10 protein-coding genes are annotated in these 16361 nt (G+C 59.9%); 8 read left to right on the top strand and 2 right to left on the bottom strand.

Annotation, left to right across the window (positions count from 1 at the left end):
* Positions 1-21: 21 nt before the first annotated feature.
* From ABGT65_RS09685 to nagB, 7 genes are all read left to right on the top strand, one after another.
* Complete coding sequence (locus ABGT65_RS09685) at positions 22-3177, top strand: TonB-dependent receptor (protein ID WP_346701719.1); 3156 nt, start codon at positions 22-24, stop codon at positions 3175-3177.
* A gap of 22 nt (positions 3178-3199) precedes the next feature.
* Positions 3200-5053 carry a RagB/SusD family nutrient uptake outer membrane protein gene (locus tag ABGT65_RS09680; RefSeq protein ID WP_346701717.1) on the top strand — a complete coding sequence of 618 codons (1854 nt, stop codon included), beginning with the start codon at positions 3200-3202 and terminating at the stop codon, positions 5051-5053.
* 23 nt (positions 5054-5076) lie between these two features.
* Positions 5077-6114, top strand: coding sequence for a DUF5017 domain-containing protein (locus ABGT65_RS09675; RefSeq protein WP_346701715.1), 1038 nt, complete (start codon positions 5077-5079; stop codon positions 6112-6114).
* A gap of 137 nt (positions 6115-6251) precedes the next feature.
* Positions 6252-7364: an aminoglycoside phosphotransferase family protein gene (locus tag ABGT65_RS09670; RefSeq protein WP_346701713.1), complete on the top strand. Its 1113-nt coding sequence runs from the start codon at positions 6252-6254 to the stop codon at positions 7362-7364.
* 10 nt (positions 7365-7374) lie between these two features.
* Complete coding sequence (locus ABGT65_RS09665) at positions 7375-8022, top strand: carbohydrate-binding family 9-like protein (protein ID WP_346701711.1); 648 nt, start codon at positions 7375-7377, stop codon at positions 8020-8022.
* A gap of 25 nt (positions 8023-8047) precedes the next feature.
* The gene (locus tag ABGT65_RS09660; RefSeq protein WP_346701709.1) at positions 8048-9997 is read left to right on the top strand and encodes a 6-phosphogluconolactonase; all 1950 of its coding nucleotides are present in this window, start codon (positions 8048-8050) and stop codon (positions 9995-9997) included.
* An 83-nt stretch (positions 9998-10080) separates the two neighbouring features.
* A complete protein-coding gene (nagB, locus tag ABGT65_RS09655) occupies positions 10081-10881 on the top strand; it encodes a glucosamine-6-phosphate deaminase (RefSeq protein ID WP_346701708.1) in 801 nt (266 codons plus the stop codon).
* 212 nt (positions 10882-11093) lie between these two features.
* Here nagB and ABGT65_RS09650 read toward each other — a convergent pair whose 3' ends face one another.
* Both ABGT65_RS09650 and ABGT65_RS09645 read right to left on the bottom strand, forming a co-directional pair.
* Positions 11094-13724: a family 78 glycoside hydrolase catalytic domain gene (locus ABGT65_RS09650; RefSeq protein WP_346701707.1), complete on the bottom strand. Its 2631-nt coding sequence runs from the start codon at positions 13722-13724 to the stop codon at positions 11094-11096.
* A gap of 36 nt (positions 13725-13760) precedes the next feature.
* Positions 13761-14549 (bottom strand): AraC family transcriptional regulator, encoded by a 789-nt coding sequence (locus ABGT65_RS09645; protein ID WP_346701705.1) that lies wholly within the window; start codon positions 14547-14549, stop codon positions 13761-13763.
* Between the two features lie 327 nt (positions 14550-14876).
* Between ABGT65_RS09645 and ABGT65_RS09640 the strand changes: the two genes are divergently transcribed.
* A complete protein-coding gene (locus ABGT65_RS09640) occupies positions 14877-16361 on the top strand; it encodes a rhamnulokinase family protein (RefSeq protein ID WP_346701704.1) in 1485 nt (494 codons plus the stop codon).

The following is a 16361-nucleotide window of genomic DNA, read 5'->3' as shown; positions in this document are numbered from 1 at the left end:
TTACCCCACAACCTCTAATTTATGAAAAAAGCACTGAAACGAATGACCGCGGTCGTGCTGCTGACCCTGTCGGTATTCCTGACGGGTGAGGCCTTTGCACAAACCACCGTAGTCGGACGTGTGGTTGACACCAACAACGTCCCGTTGATCGGCGTCAACGTCGTGGTCAAGGGTACGACCACGGGTACGACTACCGGCATCGACGGCAACTACTCCATCAAAGTCGGAGAGACCCAGACTCTGGTCTTCTCCTATCTGGGTTATACGACCGTCGAGGAGGTCGTCGGCAAACGAACCACCATCAACGTAAAAATGGCGGAGGAAGCCACCCAGCTGGGTGCCGTGGAGATCGTCAACATCGGTTACGGCACCACGACGCGCCGCGACCTGACCGGTTCGGTCGCCAAGGCTGACCTGGGGACCATGATGAAGGCCAACGTCACGAACTTCGACCAGGCTCTGAACGGCCGTATCGCCGGCGTGGTCGTCACCACGGGCGACGGTTCGCTGGGTGCCGAGGCCAACATCACCATCCGAGGCAACAACTCCCTCACCCAGAGCAACGCCCCGCTCTACATCATCGACGGATTCCCCTCCGAAGGGTCGTTCGCCACGTCGATCAACCCCGCGGACATCGAGTCGATCGACGTGCTGAAGGATGCCTCGGCAACGGCCATCTACGGTGCCCGCGGCGCCAACGGCGTCATCGTCATCAACACCAAACGCGGTACCGAAGGCAAACCCACCGTCAACTTCAGCGCCTCGTTCTCGCTGAGCCATATCGCCAACAAGGTCGACCTGATGGATTCCTACGAATTCGTCCGACTGCAGGACGAACTCATCACCGAGTCGTCGATGGCCAGTTCCTACTACGGTTACAGCGAGGAGTACGGCCGCAACCTCACACTCGAAGACTACCGCAACATCCCCGGCATCGACTGGCAGGATGAACTCTACCGTACGGCCTTCCAGCAGAACTACAACGTCTCGCTCTCGGGCGGCAACAAGGAGGGCCTGCGCTACAACGTCGGATTCTCGGCCCTGGACCAGGACGGTATCATCATCCGCTCGAACTTCCAGCGCTACCAGGGCAAGGCGAACTTCACGCTGCCGATCAACAAGAAACTCACCCTCAACGCCAATGCCAACTACTCGCGCACGGCAACCAACGGCGTGAACCCCACGACGGCCGAAACGACCTCCTCGTCGTCGGGCTGGCTGATGTACTCGGTCTGGGGCTACCGTCCCGTGACGGCCCCCGGGCAGGATATTCTCGACTCGATCCTCGACGCTTCGATCGACGGATCGAACGACTACCGTTTCAACCCCGTGAAGACAGCCAAGAACGAGTATCGCAAAACGCTGGTCGACTACCTCAACGCCAACATCGCCCTGACGTGGAAGATCACCCCCGAACTGACGTTCAAGACCACGGGCGGCTACGTGATGAACAAACGGCGGCGCGAAGAGTTCAACGGCACCGAAACCTATACGGGTTATCCGGGCTCGCCGAGCGGAAAGGGCGTCAACGGCGCCATCTACTGGACCGATCAGGCAAACTGGTCGAACGAAAACACGCTCAACTACAAGCGCCGCTTCGGCCGCAGCCACAACGTCGACATGATGGTGGGTCTCTCGTTCCAGGGACAGAAAAACACCTACGAAGGAGTCTCGGCCACACAGATCACCTCCGAAGAGCTGGGCATCGCGGGCATCTACACCGGTAACTACCAGAGCGTGGCCAGCAACTATTTCGACTGGCGCATGATGTCGATGTTCCTGCGTGCGAACTACAACTTCCGCTACAAGTATTACCTGACCTTCTCGTTCCGTGCCGACGGTTCGTCGAAGTTCCCCGCCGACAACCGCTGGGGCTACTTCCCCTCGGTGGGCGCCTCGTGGAACTTCAACCGCGAAAACCTCTTCAAGAATTCCGAGTGGCTCAACAACGGAAAACTCCGCTTCTCGTGGGGTCTGACGGGTAACAACCGCACCCAGACGCCCTATGACTTCTACTCGCAGATCACCGTCACGCCGGGCTCGGGCGACTCGTTCGACTACGTATTCAACGGCGAGCGCGTGCCGGGTTACTACATCTCGAACATGGCCAACGAAAAACTCAAGTGGGAGACCACCGAACAGTACAACGTCGGTATCGACCTGGGCTTCTTCGACGACCGGCTCAAGGTGACGGCCGACTGGTACGACAAGGTGACGCGCGACCTGCTGCTCTATGCCCTGCTGCCCGCCTCGGCCGGCTACGAACAGGGAATGCTCAACATCGGAAGCATCCGCAACCGCGGATTCGAGTTCACGCTCGAAACCGTGAACATCAAAACCCGGAACTTCCAGTGGTCGACCTCGTTCAACATCGCCTTCAACCGAAACAGGATCCTCGGACTGGTCGACAACCAGAGCTCACTGCAAACCTCCGTCTCGTGGGAGACGAAATTCAACTCGCAGTTCCCCTACATCTCTCAGGTGGGCAAGCCCACGGGCATGATGTACGGCTTCATCTACGAAGGAACCTACAAACCCGAGGACTTCAATGAGGACGGCAGCCTGCGTGACGGAATCCCCGCCTACAAGGGCAACACGATGCAACCCGGCGATATCAAGTACCGCGACATGAACGGCGACGGCAAGATCGATGATTACGACCGCACGATCATCGGCTGCGGACAACCCCTGCACACGGGCGGTTTCAACAACAGTTTCAACTGGAAGAACTTCGACCTGAACATCTTCTTCTCGTGGAGTTACGGGAACGACATTCTCAACGCCAACCGGCTGGTCTTCGAAGCGGGCTGGAAGGCGCAGACCAACCAGTTCTCGACGTTCGCCAACCGCTGGACCCCGGAGAACGCCTCGTCGAACATGCCGCGGGCCAACGCCACGGGCAGCGAGGAGTATTCGTCGCGCGTCATCGAGGACGGCTCCTACCTGCGTCTGAAGAACGTCTCCTTAGGCTACACGATCCCGAGCCGCCAGCTCCGCAAGGCAGGTATCAGTTCCATGCGCATCTACGTCTCGGCCGACAACATCTGGACGCTGACCGATTACAGCGGTCCGGACCCCGAGGTTTCGACCCGCAACTCGGTGCTGACTCCCGGTTTCGACTGGTCGGCATACCCCCGCGCCTACGGCTTCACGGCCGGCGTAAACATCACGTTCTAACGCCCAAAAGCACTTTCACGTCATGAAAATAAAAAACATATACAGATTGGGAAGCCTGGCGCTGCTGGGAACGGCACTCTCGGCATGTACGTTCCTCGACACCGACCCGCAGATCATCCCCAGCGACAGCTACTACACCTCCGAGACAAAACTGCAATACGGACTTGCCGGAGTCTACGGCGTCCTGAGCAGCGAGGCCCTCTACGGAAACTACTACTCGCTGCAGATCAGCAACGCCGACGACCTCTGCTACTTCAACAACTACAACAGCACCGACACGCGCCCGGACCGTTACAACCATGCCGCCGGAACGGCCGTCATCTACGAAACGTGGCTGAAACTCTATCAGGGCATCAAGAATGCCAACGAATACATCCAGGGTGTCGAGGCCTCGGAGATCGACCCCGAAGAGCTCTCGACCGGCAAGGAGACCTATCTGGCCGAAGCGAGATTCCTCAGGGCCTACTACCACTTCCTGCTGGCCCAGGCCTGGGGTGACGTGCCTCTGCGCGTGGTATCGACGACCTCCCCCAACCCCGAAGACGTGCAGTTGGCCGCTACGCCGCAGGAAGATGTACTCAAATGGTGCGTCGACGAAATGGAAGCGATCGTTGACGACCTCAGTACGGACGTCAACCTGAACCCCTCGCGTGTCACCCAGGAGGTGGCCGAGGGTATTCTCGCCCGCATCTACCTCTTCATGGCCGGTGAGAGCGTAGCCGATGTCGAGGGGCTCTCGAAGCAGGAGATGTACAAGAAGGCCGCCGACTGGGCATACAAGGTCATTGCCGAAAGAGGCTATGTGCTGAATCCGAGCTACGAGCAGGTCTTCATCAACATGATCCAGGACAAATACGACACGGAGTATCACGAGTCGATGTGGGAGGCCGAGTTCCTCGGCGACCGCACGAGTGCCGACAAGTGGACCAACGGCCGTATCGGCGACCTGATCGGCCTGAAGTCGCAGTCGGGAGTCACCAACTACTCGGAATGGGCCTGCAACTACTCCTACGGCTTCTACAACGGTTCGTACACCCTCTGGCAGCTCTACTCGGAGACCGACCGTGTGGAGACCGACCTGAGTGCCGCGGATGACGAATACAACATCAAGGACCAGATGGTCATCGACAAGCGCCGGATCTGGAACCTCCCGGGCTACAACTTCCGCGGGTTTAACAACCAGACGATCACATACACGAAAAATTCTGAAAGAATCACGGCCTACATCAAGCAGGATCAGAGCATGTACCGCACGCCGTGGACCTACAACAACAACTTCGCCATGCGGACCGTCGAAGGTCTCGACCAGACGATCGAGAACGCATTCGATACGGCAGACATGGTCTACGACCCGGATGTCATGGGTGCCGTGCGCAATGCGGGCAAGTGGCGCCGCGAGACCATCTACGAAAACCAGATGTCGGCCAAGAGCCTCTATACGACGATCAACTTCCCGATCCTGCGCTACTCGGACATCCTGCTGATGTATGCCGAGGCAATCAACGAGTATGCCGGGGCTCCGGACGAGATCGCGTGGAATGCGGTTTTGGCCGTTCGGGAGCGGGCCGGAATTCAGACCGACAAGAGCCAATATTCCGACCAGCGTTCGTTCCGCAATCTGGTACGAAACGAACGTGGCCGCGAACTGGTATTCGAGGGGCTGCGCAAGTACGACCTGATCCGCTGGGGCATTTTTGTGGAGCGGATGCATCTGGCCGGGACCAATATTCCCACCGATAGCAAGTACAAAAATCCCACCATTACGAACTTCGCCGCCACGACCTACGCCAACGTCAGCGAACGGCACATTTATCTGCCGATCCCGACCAAGGAGCTGGCCGTGAACCACGCACTCACTCAGAACCCCTTATGGTAAAACGCACAACAGCAAAGCAGACCATGAAGACAAAACGCATTACATATCTCGCAACGGCCCTCGCGCTCATGGCGGCGGGAAGTTCGTGCGAGCACGACGAAATCTACGAACCGCTGGAGTTCTCGGTGCAGTTGGCCCCGACGAATACCTACAAGACGGGCGACCCCGTGGTATTCAATTTCAGCGGCAATGCCGACTACATCACCGTCTGGAACGGCGATACGGGGCACGAATACAGATACCGGGACCGCACGAGCGTGGCCTTCGAGGACATCGAACAGTGTACGCTGGAGATCGAGATCAGCCAGCAATACAGCAAAGCAGACATCCGGAGCCTCAACATGCTTGTCGGCAATCAATTCCAGGGTCTGAGCGGACAGGATGCCGAAGCTGACCGGCAGATCGTCGAAGCCATCGAGGCCAGCAGACAAGGGAACGAATATCCCGGTTGGAAAACGCTTGAGTACGAAGACAACAATGCGAATAAATTCACAACCTACACCTACGACATCACCGAGTATGCCGATAATTTCACGTTCGGAGTACACCTCTTCCAGAACGAGGAGGATCTGAACCAAACGATGAAAACCTATCGAATCAACCCGAAGATTCGGGTCAAGATCAAGGGCTACGATACGCAAGAGTACTCGGGGGTATCCATGGGCGAACGCTTCATTACCTATTCGCTGGCGGACATCCATGCAGACAATCCCTATATTCACAACGCCAGCGGTAACGGCAATTTGAAAATCCAGGGTTTAGGGACTGGCTCCAATTCTGCGGCCGTGATCGTGTACCAGGGCTTCAACGCCGGTGCTGCCGGGATGCCAAGTCCCGTCAGACAATTCGGATTCATGCAGCCGATGGCTCTGAACACCATCTCGCCCGACACGGGCCAGAGCATCAAGGGCGTGGCCGACGACGTGAAGAGCTACTCCTACACCTACACCGAGCCGGGAACCTACACCGTCACGTTCCTCGCAGGCAACGGAAACTACCAGGGTGAATCGGGAATCCAGACCTACGAAATGAAAGTTACGATCGTCGACCCGATCGAATAAACGCATCATGAAGAGCGAAAGCCTGCTTTTTTACAGACGAAAAAGCAGGCTTTTTTCACGAATTCAGGTTGCAATTCTACACAATTTTCAATATCTTTGAAAGTGCATAAACCTAAAACCGAAACGGATACCAACCTATGAATGCAGAATTACAGGCAGAGCTCCAGAAAATAGCTTCGCACTTCGCGCTGGAAGGCGACATCGCCGCGATCAACTCGCTCGGCGACGGTTTCATCAACGATACGTTCATCATCCGCACGGCCGGAGATGCGCCGGATTACATCCTCCAACGCAAGAACAAGAATATCTTCCCCGACATACCGGGCATGATGGAGAACATCCGCAAGGTCACCGAACATATCCGCCGCCGGGTCATCGCCGAGGGCGGAGACCCGAAGCGCGAGGCCATGACGGTCGTCCCGACCTACGACGGGAAACTCTACCACATCGACTCGCAGGGCGATTACTGGGCCGTCACGGTCTTCATCGCCGACACCGTTGCCTATAACAAGGCCGATTCCCTGGAACTCGCCCGCAAGGGCGGTGAGGGAATCGGAAAGTTCCAGGCCCAGCTGGCCGACTTCACCGAACCCCTCGCCGAGACGATCAAGGGATTCCACAACATCCGCCACCGCTTCGTGCAGTGGGACGAGGCCCTCAAACGCGATGCCGCAGGCCGCGTGAAGGATCTCCAGACGGAGATCGGATGGATCGAGTCGCGCCGCGCCGAAATGCTCGACTTCTGGAAGCTGGTCGAAGAGGGTACGATCCCTACGCGCGTGACCCACAACGACACGAAGATCAACAACATCCTCTTCAACAAGGAGGGCGAGGTGCTCTGCGCCATCGACCTCGACACGGTGATGAACTCCACGTCGCTCAACGACTTCGGAGACGCCATCCGCTCCTACACCAACACGGGAGACGAGGATGACCGCGACCTGTCGCGCGTCAGCATGTCGATCGAGATGTTCCAAGCCTACACCGAGGGATACCTCTCGCAGCGTGCCAGCCAACTCTCCCAGCCGGAAATCGATTACCTGGCCTTCTCGGCCCGCTACATCACCTACGAACAGGTGCTGCGCTTCCTGATGGACTACATCGACGGCGACCTCTACTACAAGATCAAATACCCGGAGCACAACCTCGTGCGAACCCATGCCCAGTACAAGCTGCTGCAAAGCATGGAGGAGCAATATCCGACGATGTGCCGGATCGTGCGCGACACGGTCGCCAAATACAAAAAATAAGCGCAAGACAATGGAAATCCGCAAATTTTCAGGTATCGATTTCGAGAATCCGGAGGCTGTCGACGCGGCGTTCGCACAGGTCGAATCCCGGCCGATCGCCTGCTGCAACTGGCCGGACGGTTATCCCTATGCCCCGGAAGTGAGGTTCCGGATGTTCCATACCGGCAACAGGCTCCTGCTGCGCTTCGACGTCGCGGAGAACTACACCGCCGCACGTGTCACGGAGGACAACGGAGAGGTCTGGACCGATTCGTGCGTGGAATTCTTCCTGGCCGTGGGCGACGAAAGCGGGTACTACAATTTCGAAACAACCTGCATCGGACGAATGCTCCTCGGATTCCGACATACGCACGCCGATGCGGTACACGCCGCACAGGAGGTGATGGACTCGGTAAAACGAACCACGACGCTGCCCTTCGGCAAACCCTTCGAGGAGCGTGAGGGGAACAACCACTGGTCGCTGACCCTGGCCATACCCCCCGAAGCGCTGTTCCGGCACGAAATCAAGGACTGGAGCGGTGTGGAGGCCCGCATGAATCTCTACAAATGCGGCGACAACCTCTCGCATCCGCACTTCCTCTCGTGGAGGCCCATTCAGACCGAGAAGCCCGATTTCCACCGGCCGGAATTCTTCGAACCCGTACACTTCGAAATGTAATCGGAAAACGTAATCCATAAAAGAGATGAACAACAAGTATTCTTTACCGAAAGACGGCGGGCTGATCGCTGAATCGGCACCGCGCGACATCATCCATCGTTACGAGAAGATCCATACCCGGGTCTACGAAAACGAATACAACGGAGTGCTGTATGTCGCCGACACGATCGTGAAGGCCATCCGCACGTACAACGAAATCCACTCCTCGAACGAAGTCTACGAGGAGGCCCAACCCTTCGTACTGGGCCTGACCACCGGCCGCACCCCCCTGGGTCTCTATCGGGAACTAGTCAAGCGTCACAAGGAGGGGCAGATCAGTTTCCGCAACGTGGCCGTCTACAGCCTCGACGAGTTCTACCCGATCAAGTCGACCGAACAGCAGAGCCGCAACTTCCGCATCCACGAGGAGTTCCTCAACCACATCGACATCCAGCCGGAGAATGTCCACATTCCTGACGGGACGGTCCCCGAAAGCCGCATCTCGGAGTATTGCGCCTCCTACGACCACGCCATCCGCCACATCGACCTGATGATCATCGGCGTGGGTGAGGATGGACAGATCGGGTTCAATGAACCGGGCTCCTACGTACGGTCGCGGACCCGGCTCGTACAGCTCACCTACAACACGCGGAAAGTACAGTCCGGCGCCTTCTACGGGCTGGAGAACACCCCCAAGATGGCCATTACGATGGGTATCGACACGATCATGCGTGCCGACCGGATCATCCTCATGGCCTGGGGCGAGGAGAAAGCCCGGATCATTCAGAAGGTCGTCGAAGGAGAGATCTCCGACCTGGTGCCGGCCTCCTACCTGCAGGCCCACGCCAATATCGAGGTGGTGATCGACGAAAATGCCGCACAACTGCTCACCCGCGAGCAGACGCCGTGGATGGTCGGGCCCTGCGAGTGGACGCCGAAATTCGTCCGCAAGGCCGTGGTATGGCTCTGCGGCGTGGTGAAGAAGCCGATCCTGAAACTCACCTACAAGGACTATATCGAAAATTCGCTCGGCGAACTGCTCGAACAGGGCCGCACCTTCGACCAGATCAACATCGACGTCTTCAACGACCTGCAGCACACCATTTCGGGCTGGCCGGGCGGCAAACCCAATGCCGACGACTCGACACGTCCGGTACCGTCGACACCCTTCCCGAAGCGCGTGGTGATCTTCTCGCCCCACCCCGATGACGACGTGATCTCGATGGGCGGTACGTTCATCCGTCTCGTCCAGCAGGGGCATGACGTACACGTAGCCTACGAAACCTCGGGCAACGTGGCCGTCCACGACGACGTTGTGCTGCAGAACATCGACACGGCCCGCCAGCTCGGATACGGCGACCACTATGCCGAAGTCGAAAAGATCATCGCCGGCAAGAAGAAGGGAGAGCCCGAACCGCGGGCGCTGCTCGACATCAAAGGTTCGATCCGCCGTGCCGAGGCGCGTGCCGCCGTTCGGTCGTTCGGGCTGAATCCCGACACGAACGCCCACTTCCTGAACCTTCCGTTCTACGAAACCGGCGGAATCAAGAAGGGCCAGCTCTCCGAGAAGGATACCGAAATCATCGTAAACCTGCTCCGGGAGATCAAACCCCAGCAGATCTACGCCGCCGGAGACCTGGCCGACCCCCACGGAACGCACCGCACCTGCATGGAGGCCGTGCTGAATGCCCTGGAGGTGGTCAAGGCGGACGACTGGATGAAGGATTGCCACCTGTGGCTCTACCGCGGGGCATGGATGGAGTGGGATCTCGGCATGGTGGACATGGCCGTGCCCCTGTCTCCCGACGAGCTGATCATGAAGCGCCACGCCATCTACCGCCACCTCTCGCAGAAGGATATCATGCCCTTCCCGGGCGATGACCCGCGCGAGTTCTGGCAGCGCGCCGAGGAGCGGACGCAGAATACCGCCAAACTCTACGACCAGCTCGGCATGGCCGAATACCAGGCCATCGAGGTCTTCGTCCGCATGTTCTAAATCCGATTCCGGTCGGGGGAGGGCGGCGCTACCCTTCCCCGGCCGGATATTGACAAAACCGAAAATCAAAAAACAACAGGCTTATGCGCTTAATTATCGAAAATACCCCGCAGCAGGTGGCACAATGGGCCGCCAACTACATCATCCAGCAGATCAAGGCCAAGGAGCAGGTGACCAAATCGCCCTTCGTACTGGGACTCCCGACGGGCTCCACGCCGCTGGAGACTTACAAGGAACTGATCCGCCGTCACAAGACGGGCGAAGTGTCGTTCAAGAACGTCATCACGTTCAACATGGACGAGTATGTGGGACTCCCGGAGGAGCATCCCGAGAGCTACCATTCGTTCATGTGGAACAACTTCTTCAAACACATCGACATCAAACCCGAAAATGTGAACATCCTGGACGGCAATGCCGAGGATCTGGCGAAGGAGTGCGCCGACTATGAGGCCCGGATCGTCGAGGCCGGCGGCATCGATCTCTTCATGGGCGGCGTGGGCGAAGACGGACACATCGCCTTCAACGAGCCGTTCTCGTCGCTGAACTCCCGCACGCGCCTCAAGACGCTGACACAGGATACGATTCAGGTGAATGCCCGCTTCTTCGGCGGTGACATCACGCTGGTTCCGAAGACGGCCCTCACGGTGGGTGTCGGAACGGTGCTCTCGGCCAAGCGGGTGCTGATCCTGGCCACGGGTCACAAGAAGGCCCGTGCCGTGCGTCACGGCGTGGAGGGTTCGTACAACCACCAGTGGACGATTTCGGCCCTGCAGGTTCATCCGAACGGCATTCTGGTCTGCGACGACCCGGCCGCCGAAGAGCTCCGCGTGGCGACCTACCGCTACTTCAAGGACATCGAACGCGAAAACCTCATCTCGAAATAGGATTCCCGGCTTCGACCTTCCGGGCCAAAATCGGCACCGGAATCTCCCCTCAGCGACAAAAGTGACCCGACGACCATCCCCTCGGGAGGCATCTTTCAGGGAATGCGGGCGATACGGCCCGATGAAAATTGCGGGAAACCGTCCAAACGAAGCGGAGGCCCGGAATCATTCCGGACCTCCGCTTCGTTTGCAAGAAAAAAGAGGGGCTTCCGTCAGAGGGTGAATTCATGCACGCCGCCGCCGACCGAGGCAATCGTCTCTCCGTCCAAGCGGACCTCGCCCGTCGTCCCGACCGGAAGGGTCACCTTCAGCAAGACCTTGCCACCCTTGCGGTGCCACTCCGAACGGATTTCGCCCCGGACCGAACGGTAGGAGGCCCCGGCCCAGTCGAGCTCCGCGACGAAGTGCGGGGCAAAAACCACGTGTCCGAATCCGGGGGCCTGCGGGTCGAAATTGATCCCCGCCAGGTCATTGACATACCAGGCCGCCACATCGCCCAGGAAAACGTGGTCGATCGAGGCGTCACGCCACTCGGGTGACAACACCCACGTCTCGGCCAGCGTCGTGAAGCCCTGCTTGACCCACCAGCCCCACGACGGAGCCTCGGTCTTCGCAGCCATCCGGTAGGCCGTCTCGACGTGTCCGTAGCGGGTCAACATTCTCAATACGGTTTTACTGCCGATCGTTCCGAAATCCAGGAAACAGTCGTTGGCGACGATCATCTCATTGAGGTTGTCGGCCACCCGCTGCGCCTCCGCCTCGGGGACGATCCCCAGGTAGAGCGCCACGCCCTGCGCCGCCTGCGAGCCGTTGGCGTAGAGGCCCCGTTCGGCATCGTAATACTTCGCGTTGATCAAATCGCGCAACTCGGCGGCTTTCCGTGCATAGCGGCTTCCGTCCCGTCCCAAAAGTTCGGCGAAGCGCGCCATCAGCACCTGATCGTAATAGTAATAGCAGGTCGAGGTGTAGTCGGTCGGAGTCTGGGCGCGGTACGAGAGCCAGTCTCCGATTCCGTAGGTCACGCTCCCGTCAGCCTCCTCACGCGCAGCCAGGAAATCCAGATAACGCTCGCAGAGGGGCCACATCTTCTCGATCGGGCGCAGATCGCCGTAATAGTTGTAGAGCGTATAGGGGATGATGAAGGCTGAAGCGTCCCAGACGGGGCCGATCCAGTCGTCGTAACCCCACCCGGCCGTGGGGATGATTCCCGAAATGCGTCCCTCGGGGGTCTGGTTGTCGATAAAGTCGTCGAGCCACTTCTCGTAGAAGGTGATGCCGTCGTAGTTGAGCAGGGCCATCTCCAGCGCCAGGCTGGCATCGGCCGTCCAGCCGTTCTTCTCACGCTGCGGGCAGTCCGTGGGGATCGACATGAGGTTGTTCAGGTAGCTCTGGCGCGTCATCTTCCAGATGCGGTTGAGAAGCGGATTCGAGCAGGCAAACTCCCCGACCGGCTCCACGTCGGTGTGCATGGCGAGCGCCGTGAGGCTCCCGGCATCCAGTTTCAGCGGGGCGCTCGACACGAGCTCCACGTAGCGGAAGCCGTGGTAGGTGAAATCCGGTGCCCAGCACTCCCGCTCCCCGCCGCGCAGCACGTAGGTGTCGGTCTGGAAGGCGTAGCCCGGGCGGGCGTGGAAATAAATATCGATGTTGCGCATCTCGATACGCCCCGAAGGCTGGAGCAGCTCCCCATGGGTCAGGGAGATTTTCGTACCGCGTTCGCCCTCGACCGCAAGGCGGCAGACCCCCGAGATGTTGGTTCCGAAGTCGAAGACCCAGACCGTATCGCCGAACGACCGCACCTCGACGGGCGCCAGCTCGCGGGTCGCCCGGATCGGCGGCATCGCCTGCGCCTTCAGCCGCGGCGAGGGGGCCTCGACCTCCACGGCCTGCGCCCATGCACCGTCGTCGAATCCCGGACGGTCCCAGCCGGGGATCTCCCGCCGGGCATCGTAGGTATCGCCGCTGTAGATGTCGTTGGAGAGGTAGGGTCCGTCGGCCGAGGTCCGCCACGAGGAGTCGGAGCAGACCACCTCGTGCCCACCGTCGGCGTAGTCGATATGGAGTTCGCAGAGCATCCGGGCGCGATTGCGCCAGCGGGCATTCTCGAAATTCCACACCGAAAGGGGCTGGAGGGCGTTGTAGAAACCGTTTCCGAGGACGGCGGCAAGGACATTCTCCCCTTCGCGGAGCAGCGGCGTCACATCGTGCACCGCATAGAGATTCCGGCGGTCGTAATGCGTATAGCCGGGATCGAGGCGGTTATCGGAAACGGGCTCACCGTTCAGGGAGAATTTGCCGTAGGCCGCAGCCGAGGCGTAGAGCCGGGCACGGACGACCCCCTCCTTCACCGGGAAGGAGCGGCGGAACATCGGAGCCGGGACACAATCGCGGCCGCAGGAGTCCGTGATCCAGCGGGCCTGCCATTCGGAGCTCTCCAGCAGGGCGGTCTCGAACGTCGCGACGGGCGAGACGAAGCGCTCCCCGGCCTCATTCCAGGCCTCCACGCGCCACCAATAGACAGTCCGGGACTTCAGCGCCCCGGTGTCAGGCATCACGGCCAGCGGGCGTTCCGCCACGATCTTCCCCGAATCCCAAATATCGGGATCATCGAGTTTTCCGGGTTCCGTCGCCACACAAAGGCGGCAGGCGGCCTGCATGAACTCCTCTCCGCCCGCATAGGCCCACGTAAAGCGCGGAGAAGGGGTATCGACGCAAAGGGGTGAGACCTGGTATTCGCAACGCAGGTCGCCGATGACGACCCGGCATCCGCAGGAGACGGACACCAGCGTCAGGCAGCCGAGCAAGAGCCCATACCCGGCCTTTCGGATCATTTCAGCATTCATCGGGTTTTCGTATTTTTTGGAATGATGGATTGTTTTTCACGTTTCGGGAACTTCGTCCACCGCCACCGCCTCGGAGGGTTCGCGTCCGACCCCGAAACGGTTGCGGTACTCGACGGGCGTCATGCGCAGGTGGCGGCGGAAGAGATTCGAGAAATAGGAGGCATCGACGCAGTTGACCCGGAAAGCGATCTCCTTGATGCTCAGCGAGGTCCCTGACAGCAGGCGGCAGGCCTCCTGCAGCCGGAGCTGCTGCATGTAGCGGGCCGGGGAGAGGTTCGTGTAGTCGCGGAACATCTTCCGGAACCACGAATAGCTCATGTTCACGCGCCGGGCGACCTCCCCGGGGGAGATGCCGGTCGAATACTCCTCGCGCATGATCCGCCGGGCGCGGTCGATCTGCCCGACGACCTCCTGCGATACGAACTGATGGTTCGCATGGTAGTACATCGCCATGCCCAACAACAGGTTGGCAATCCCGGCCAGATACTGCTGATAGGAGGAGCGTTCGTCCTCGGCCACCTCGCGGGCCTTGTCGTAGAGGTCGACCATCTCCTCGCGGACTCCGACACGGAAGATTTCGAGGTCGTCGGCGAAGAAGTCGTTGCGGAACCGCGCGTCGACGTTCGGACCCCGGAATCCGATCCAGTACTCGTGCCATCCCGTTTCGCGGTCGGGCATGTAACTGTGCCAGCGGTTGGGGCGCAGGAGGATCATGTCCCCGGCCCCGATCACGGTGCGTTCGCGCCGACGCCCGTAGAAGACCCCCCCGCCCGGAGGTGATGTAGAGCAGCTGGTAGCTCTCCAGCACACGGCCTTTCCCAACATCAAAATAGAAACCCGAAGGGTGTCCCACCCGCGGCGGATAGACCTCGTAGCCGGGCGGCACGGTCTCACTCCCGACGGTATCGACGGTAATGCCCCACATCTGATCCTTATCACTGTTAACCAGATATTTATATCCGCTTTCAGGTTTCATTCACAAGGCCATCCGGGCGAAAACGAGGTTTTCTACCTACAAATATAGGGAAAAGTCAGGCTTCCGCAATCGCGGAATGGAACAAAAATCAAAAAGTTCAATTCATCCGTCATATTTCCACGTCGGAACAACAAAAAAAAGCGTTCTTTTGTAAAGACAAAACCACACGCCGAAACATGCAACCCAAACACTTCATCGCCTTCGACCTCGGGGCCACCAGCGGCCGGACGATCCTCGGCTCGCTCCGCGACGGGGAGCTCGCCCTCAAGGAGCTGACCCGCTTCCCGAACGCCGTGCTCCGCCTCGGCAGCCACTACCACTGGAACATCTTCTCGCTCTACGAACACCTGCGCGAAGGCCTCCGCGCCGCTGCCCGCGAAGGGGTCGGAATCACGTCGGTCGGCATCGACACCTGGGGTGTAGACTTCGCCTTCGTCGGACAAGACGGCAGCCTCCTGGGGCTCCCCTACGCCTACCGCGACCCCCACACCGACGGAATCCCCGAAGCCTACTTCTCCGAAGTGCTCTCCCGCGAGGAGGTCTATGCCGCAACGGGCATCCAGATCATGAACTTCAACTCGCTCTACCAGCTCTACGCCCTGCAGCGCGAACATTCGTCGCAACTGGCAGCCGCCCGTCGGCTGCTCTTCATGCCCGACGCACTGTCGTACCTGCTCACCGGCGAGATGATCACCGAGTACACCATCGCGTCGACCTCCCAGCTGCTGAACCCCCGCACGAAGCGCATCGAAGGGCGGCTGCTGGAGCGGATGGGGCTTTCGCCGGAGCTCTTCCCGCCGATCGTCCTGCCCGGACACCGGATCGGGACCCTGCGCCCCGAACTGGCCACCGAATGCGGTCTGCCGACGCTGCCCGTCATCGCCGTAGCGGGGCACGACACCGCCTCGGCCGTCGCCGCCGTCCCGGCCGAAGACGAACGCTTCGCCTACCTCTCGTCGGGAACCTGGTCGCTGATGGGCATCGAGGTTCCCGACCCGGTGATCGACGAACGGACCTTCGCCTGCAACTTCACCAACGAAGGGGGCGTGGAGGGGACAACGCGCCTGCTGAAAAACATTACCGGCATGTGGATTCTCGAACAATGTCTGAAACGCTGGAAGGCCGAAGGCCGCGACTACTCCTACCCGGAGATCGTGCGCATGGCCTCGGAAGCGACCTCCTTCGCCGCGATGATCGACCCCGACGACGCCTCGTTCGCCGCCCCGGGCGACATGCCCGCCGCGATCCGCGCCTACTGCACCCGGACGGGACAGCAACCGCCCGCCGACGACCGCGCGATGATCCGCACGATCTTCGAGAGCCTGGCCCTCAAGTATCGGCTGGTCCTCGGACGCTTCCAGCGGATCGCACCCTTCCCCATCGAGCGGCTGCACGTCATCGGAGGCGGTTCGAAAAACGCCCTGTTGAATCAATTTACGGCCGATTCGATCGGGCTTCCGGTCGTGGCCGGGCCTTCGGAGGCTACGGCCGTGGGCAACCTCATGATTCAGGCCCGGGCTGCGGGGTGCGTCACGACGCTGCGCGAGATGCGTGCGCTTATCGCCCGCCGCATCCCCACCGAGCGGTTCACCCCGCATCACGACGCGGCCTGGGACGAGGCCTATGACCGTTTCCGGCGCATCACGAACAACCCCGAATAA

This window comes from uncultured Alistipes sp., from assembly GCF_963931675.1.
Lineage (GTDB): Bacteria > Bacteroidota > Bacteroidia > Bacteroidales > Rikenellaceae > Alistipes.
This window is presented reverse-complemented; position numbering and strand designations above follow the sequence as displayed.

What these genes read in the sequence shown, in the direction of transcription:
- ABGT65_RS09650 (WP_346701707.1), bottom strand. Translation starts at nt 13,724, where the DNA reads ATGAATGCTGAAATGATCCGAAAGGCCGGGTATGGGCTCTTGCTCGGC.
- ABGT65_RS09645 (WP_346701705.1), bottom strand. Translation starts at nt 14,549, where the DNA reads ATGTTGGGAAAGGCCGTGTGCTGGAGAGCTACCAGCTGCTCTACATCA.
- ABGT65_RS09660 (WP_346701709.1), top strand. Translation starts at nt 8,048, where the DNA reads ATGAACAACAAGTATTCTTTACCGAAAGACGGCGGGCTGATCGCTGAA.
- nagB (WP_346701708.1), top strand. Translation starts at nt 10,081, where the DNA reads ATGCGCTTAATTATCGAAAATACCCCGCAGCAGGTGGCACAATGGGCC.
- ABGT65_RS09640 (WP_346701704.1), top strand. Translation starts at nt 14,877, where the DNA reads ATGCAACCCAAACACTTCATCGCCTTCGACCTCGGGGCCACCAGCGGC.
- ABGT65_RS09685 (WP_346701719.1), top strand. Translation starts at nt 22, where the DNA reads ATGAAAAAAGCACTGAAACGAATGACCGCGGTCGTGCTGCTGACCCTG.
- ABGT65_RS09675 (WP_346701715.1), top strand. Translation starts at nt 5,077, where the DNA reads ATGAAGACAAAACGCATTACATATCTCGCAACGGCCCTCGCGCTCATG.
- ABGT65_RS09670 (WP_346701713.1), top strand. Translation starts at nt 6,252, where the DNA reads ATGAATGCAGAATTACAGGCAGAGCTCCAGAAAATAGCTTCGCACTTC.
- ABGT65_RS09665 (WP_346701711.1), top strand. Translation starts at nt 7,375, where the DNA reads ATGGAAATCCGCAAATTTTCAGGTATCGATTTCGAGAATCCGGAGGCT.
- ABGT65_RS09680 (WP_346701717.1), top strand. Translation starts at nt 3,200, where the DNA reads ATGAAAATAAAAAACATATACAGATTGGGAAGCCTGGCGCTGCTGGGA.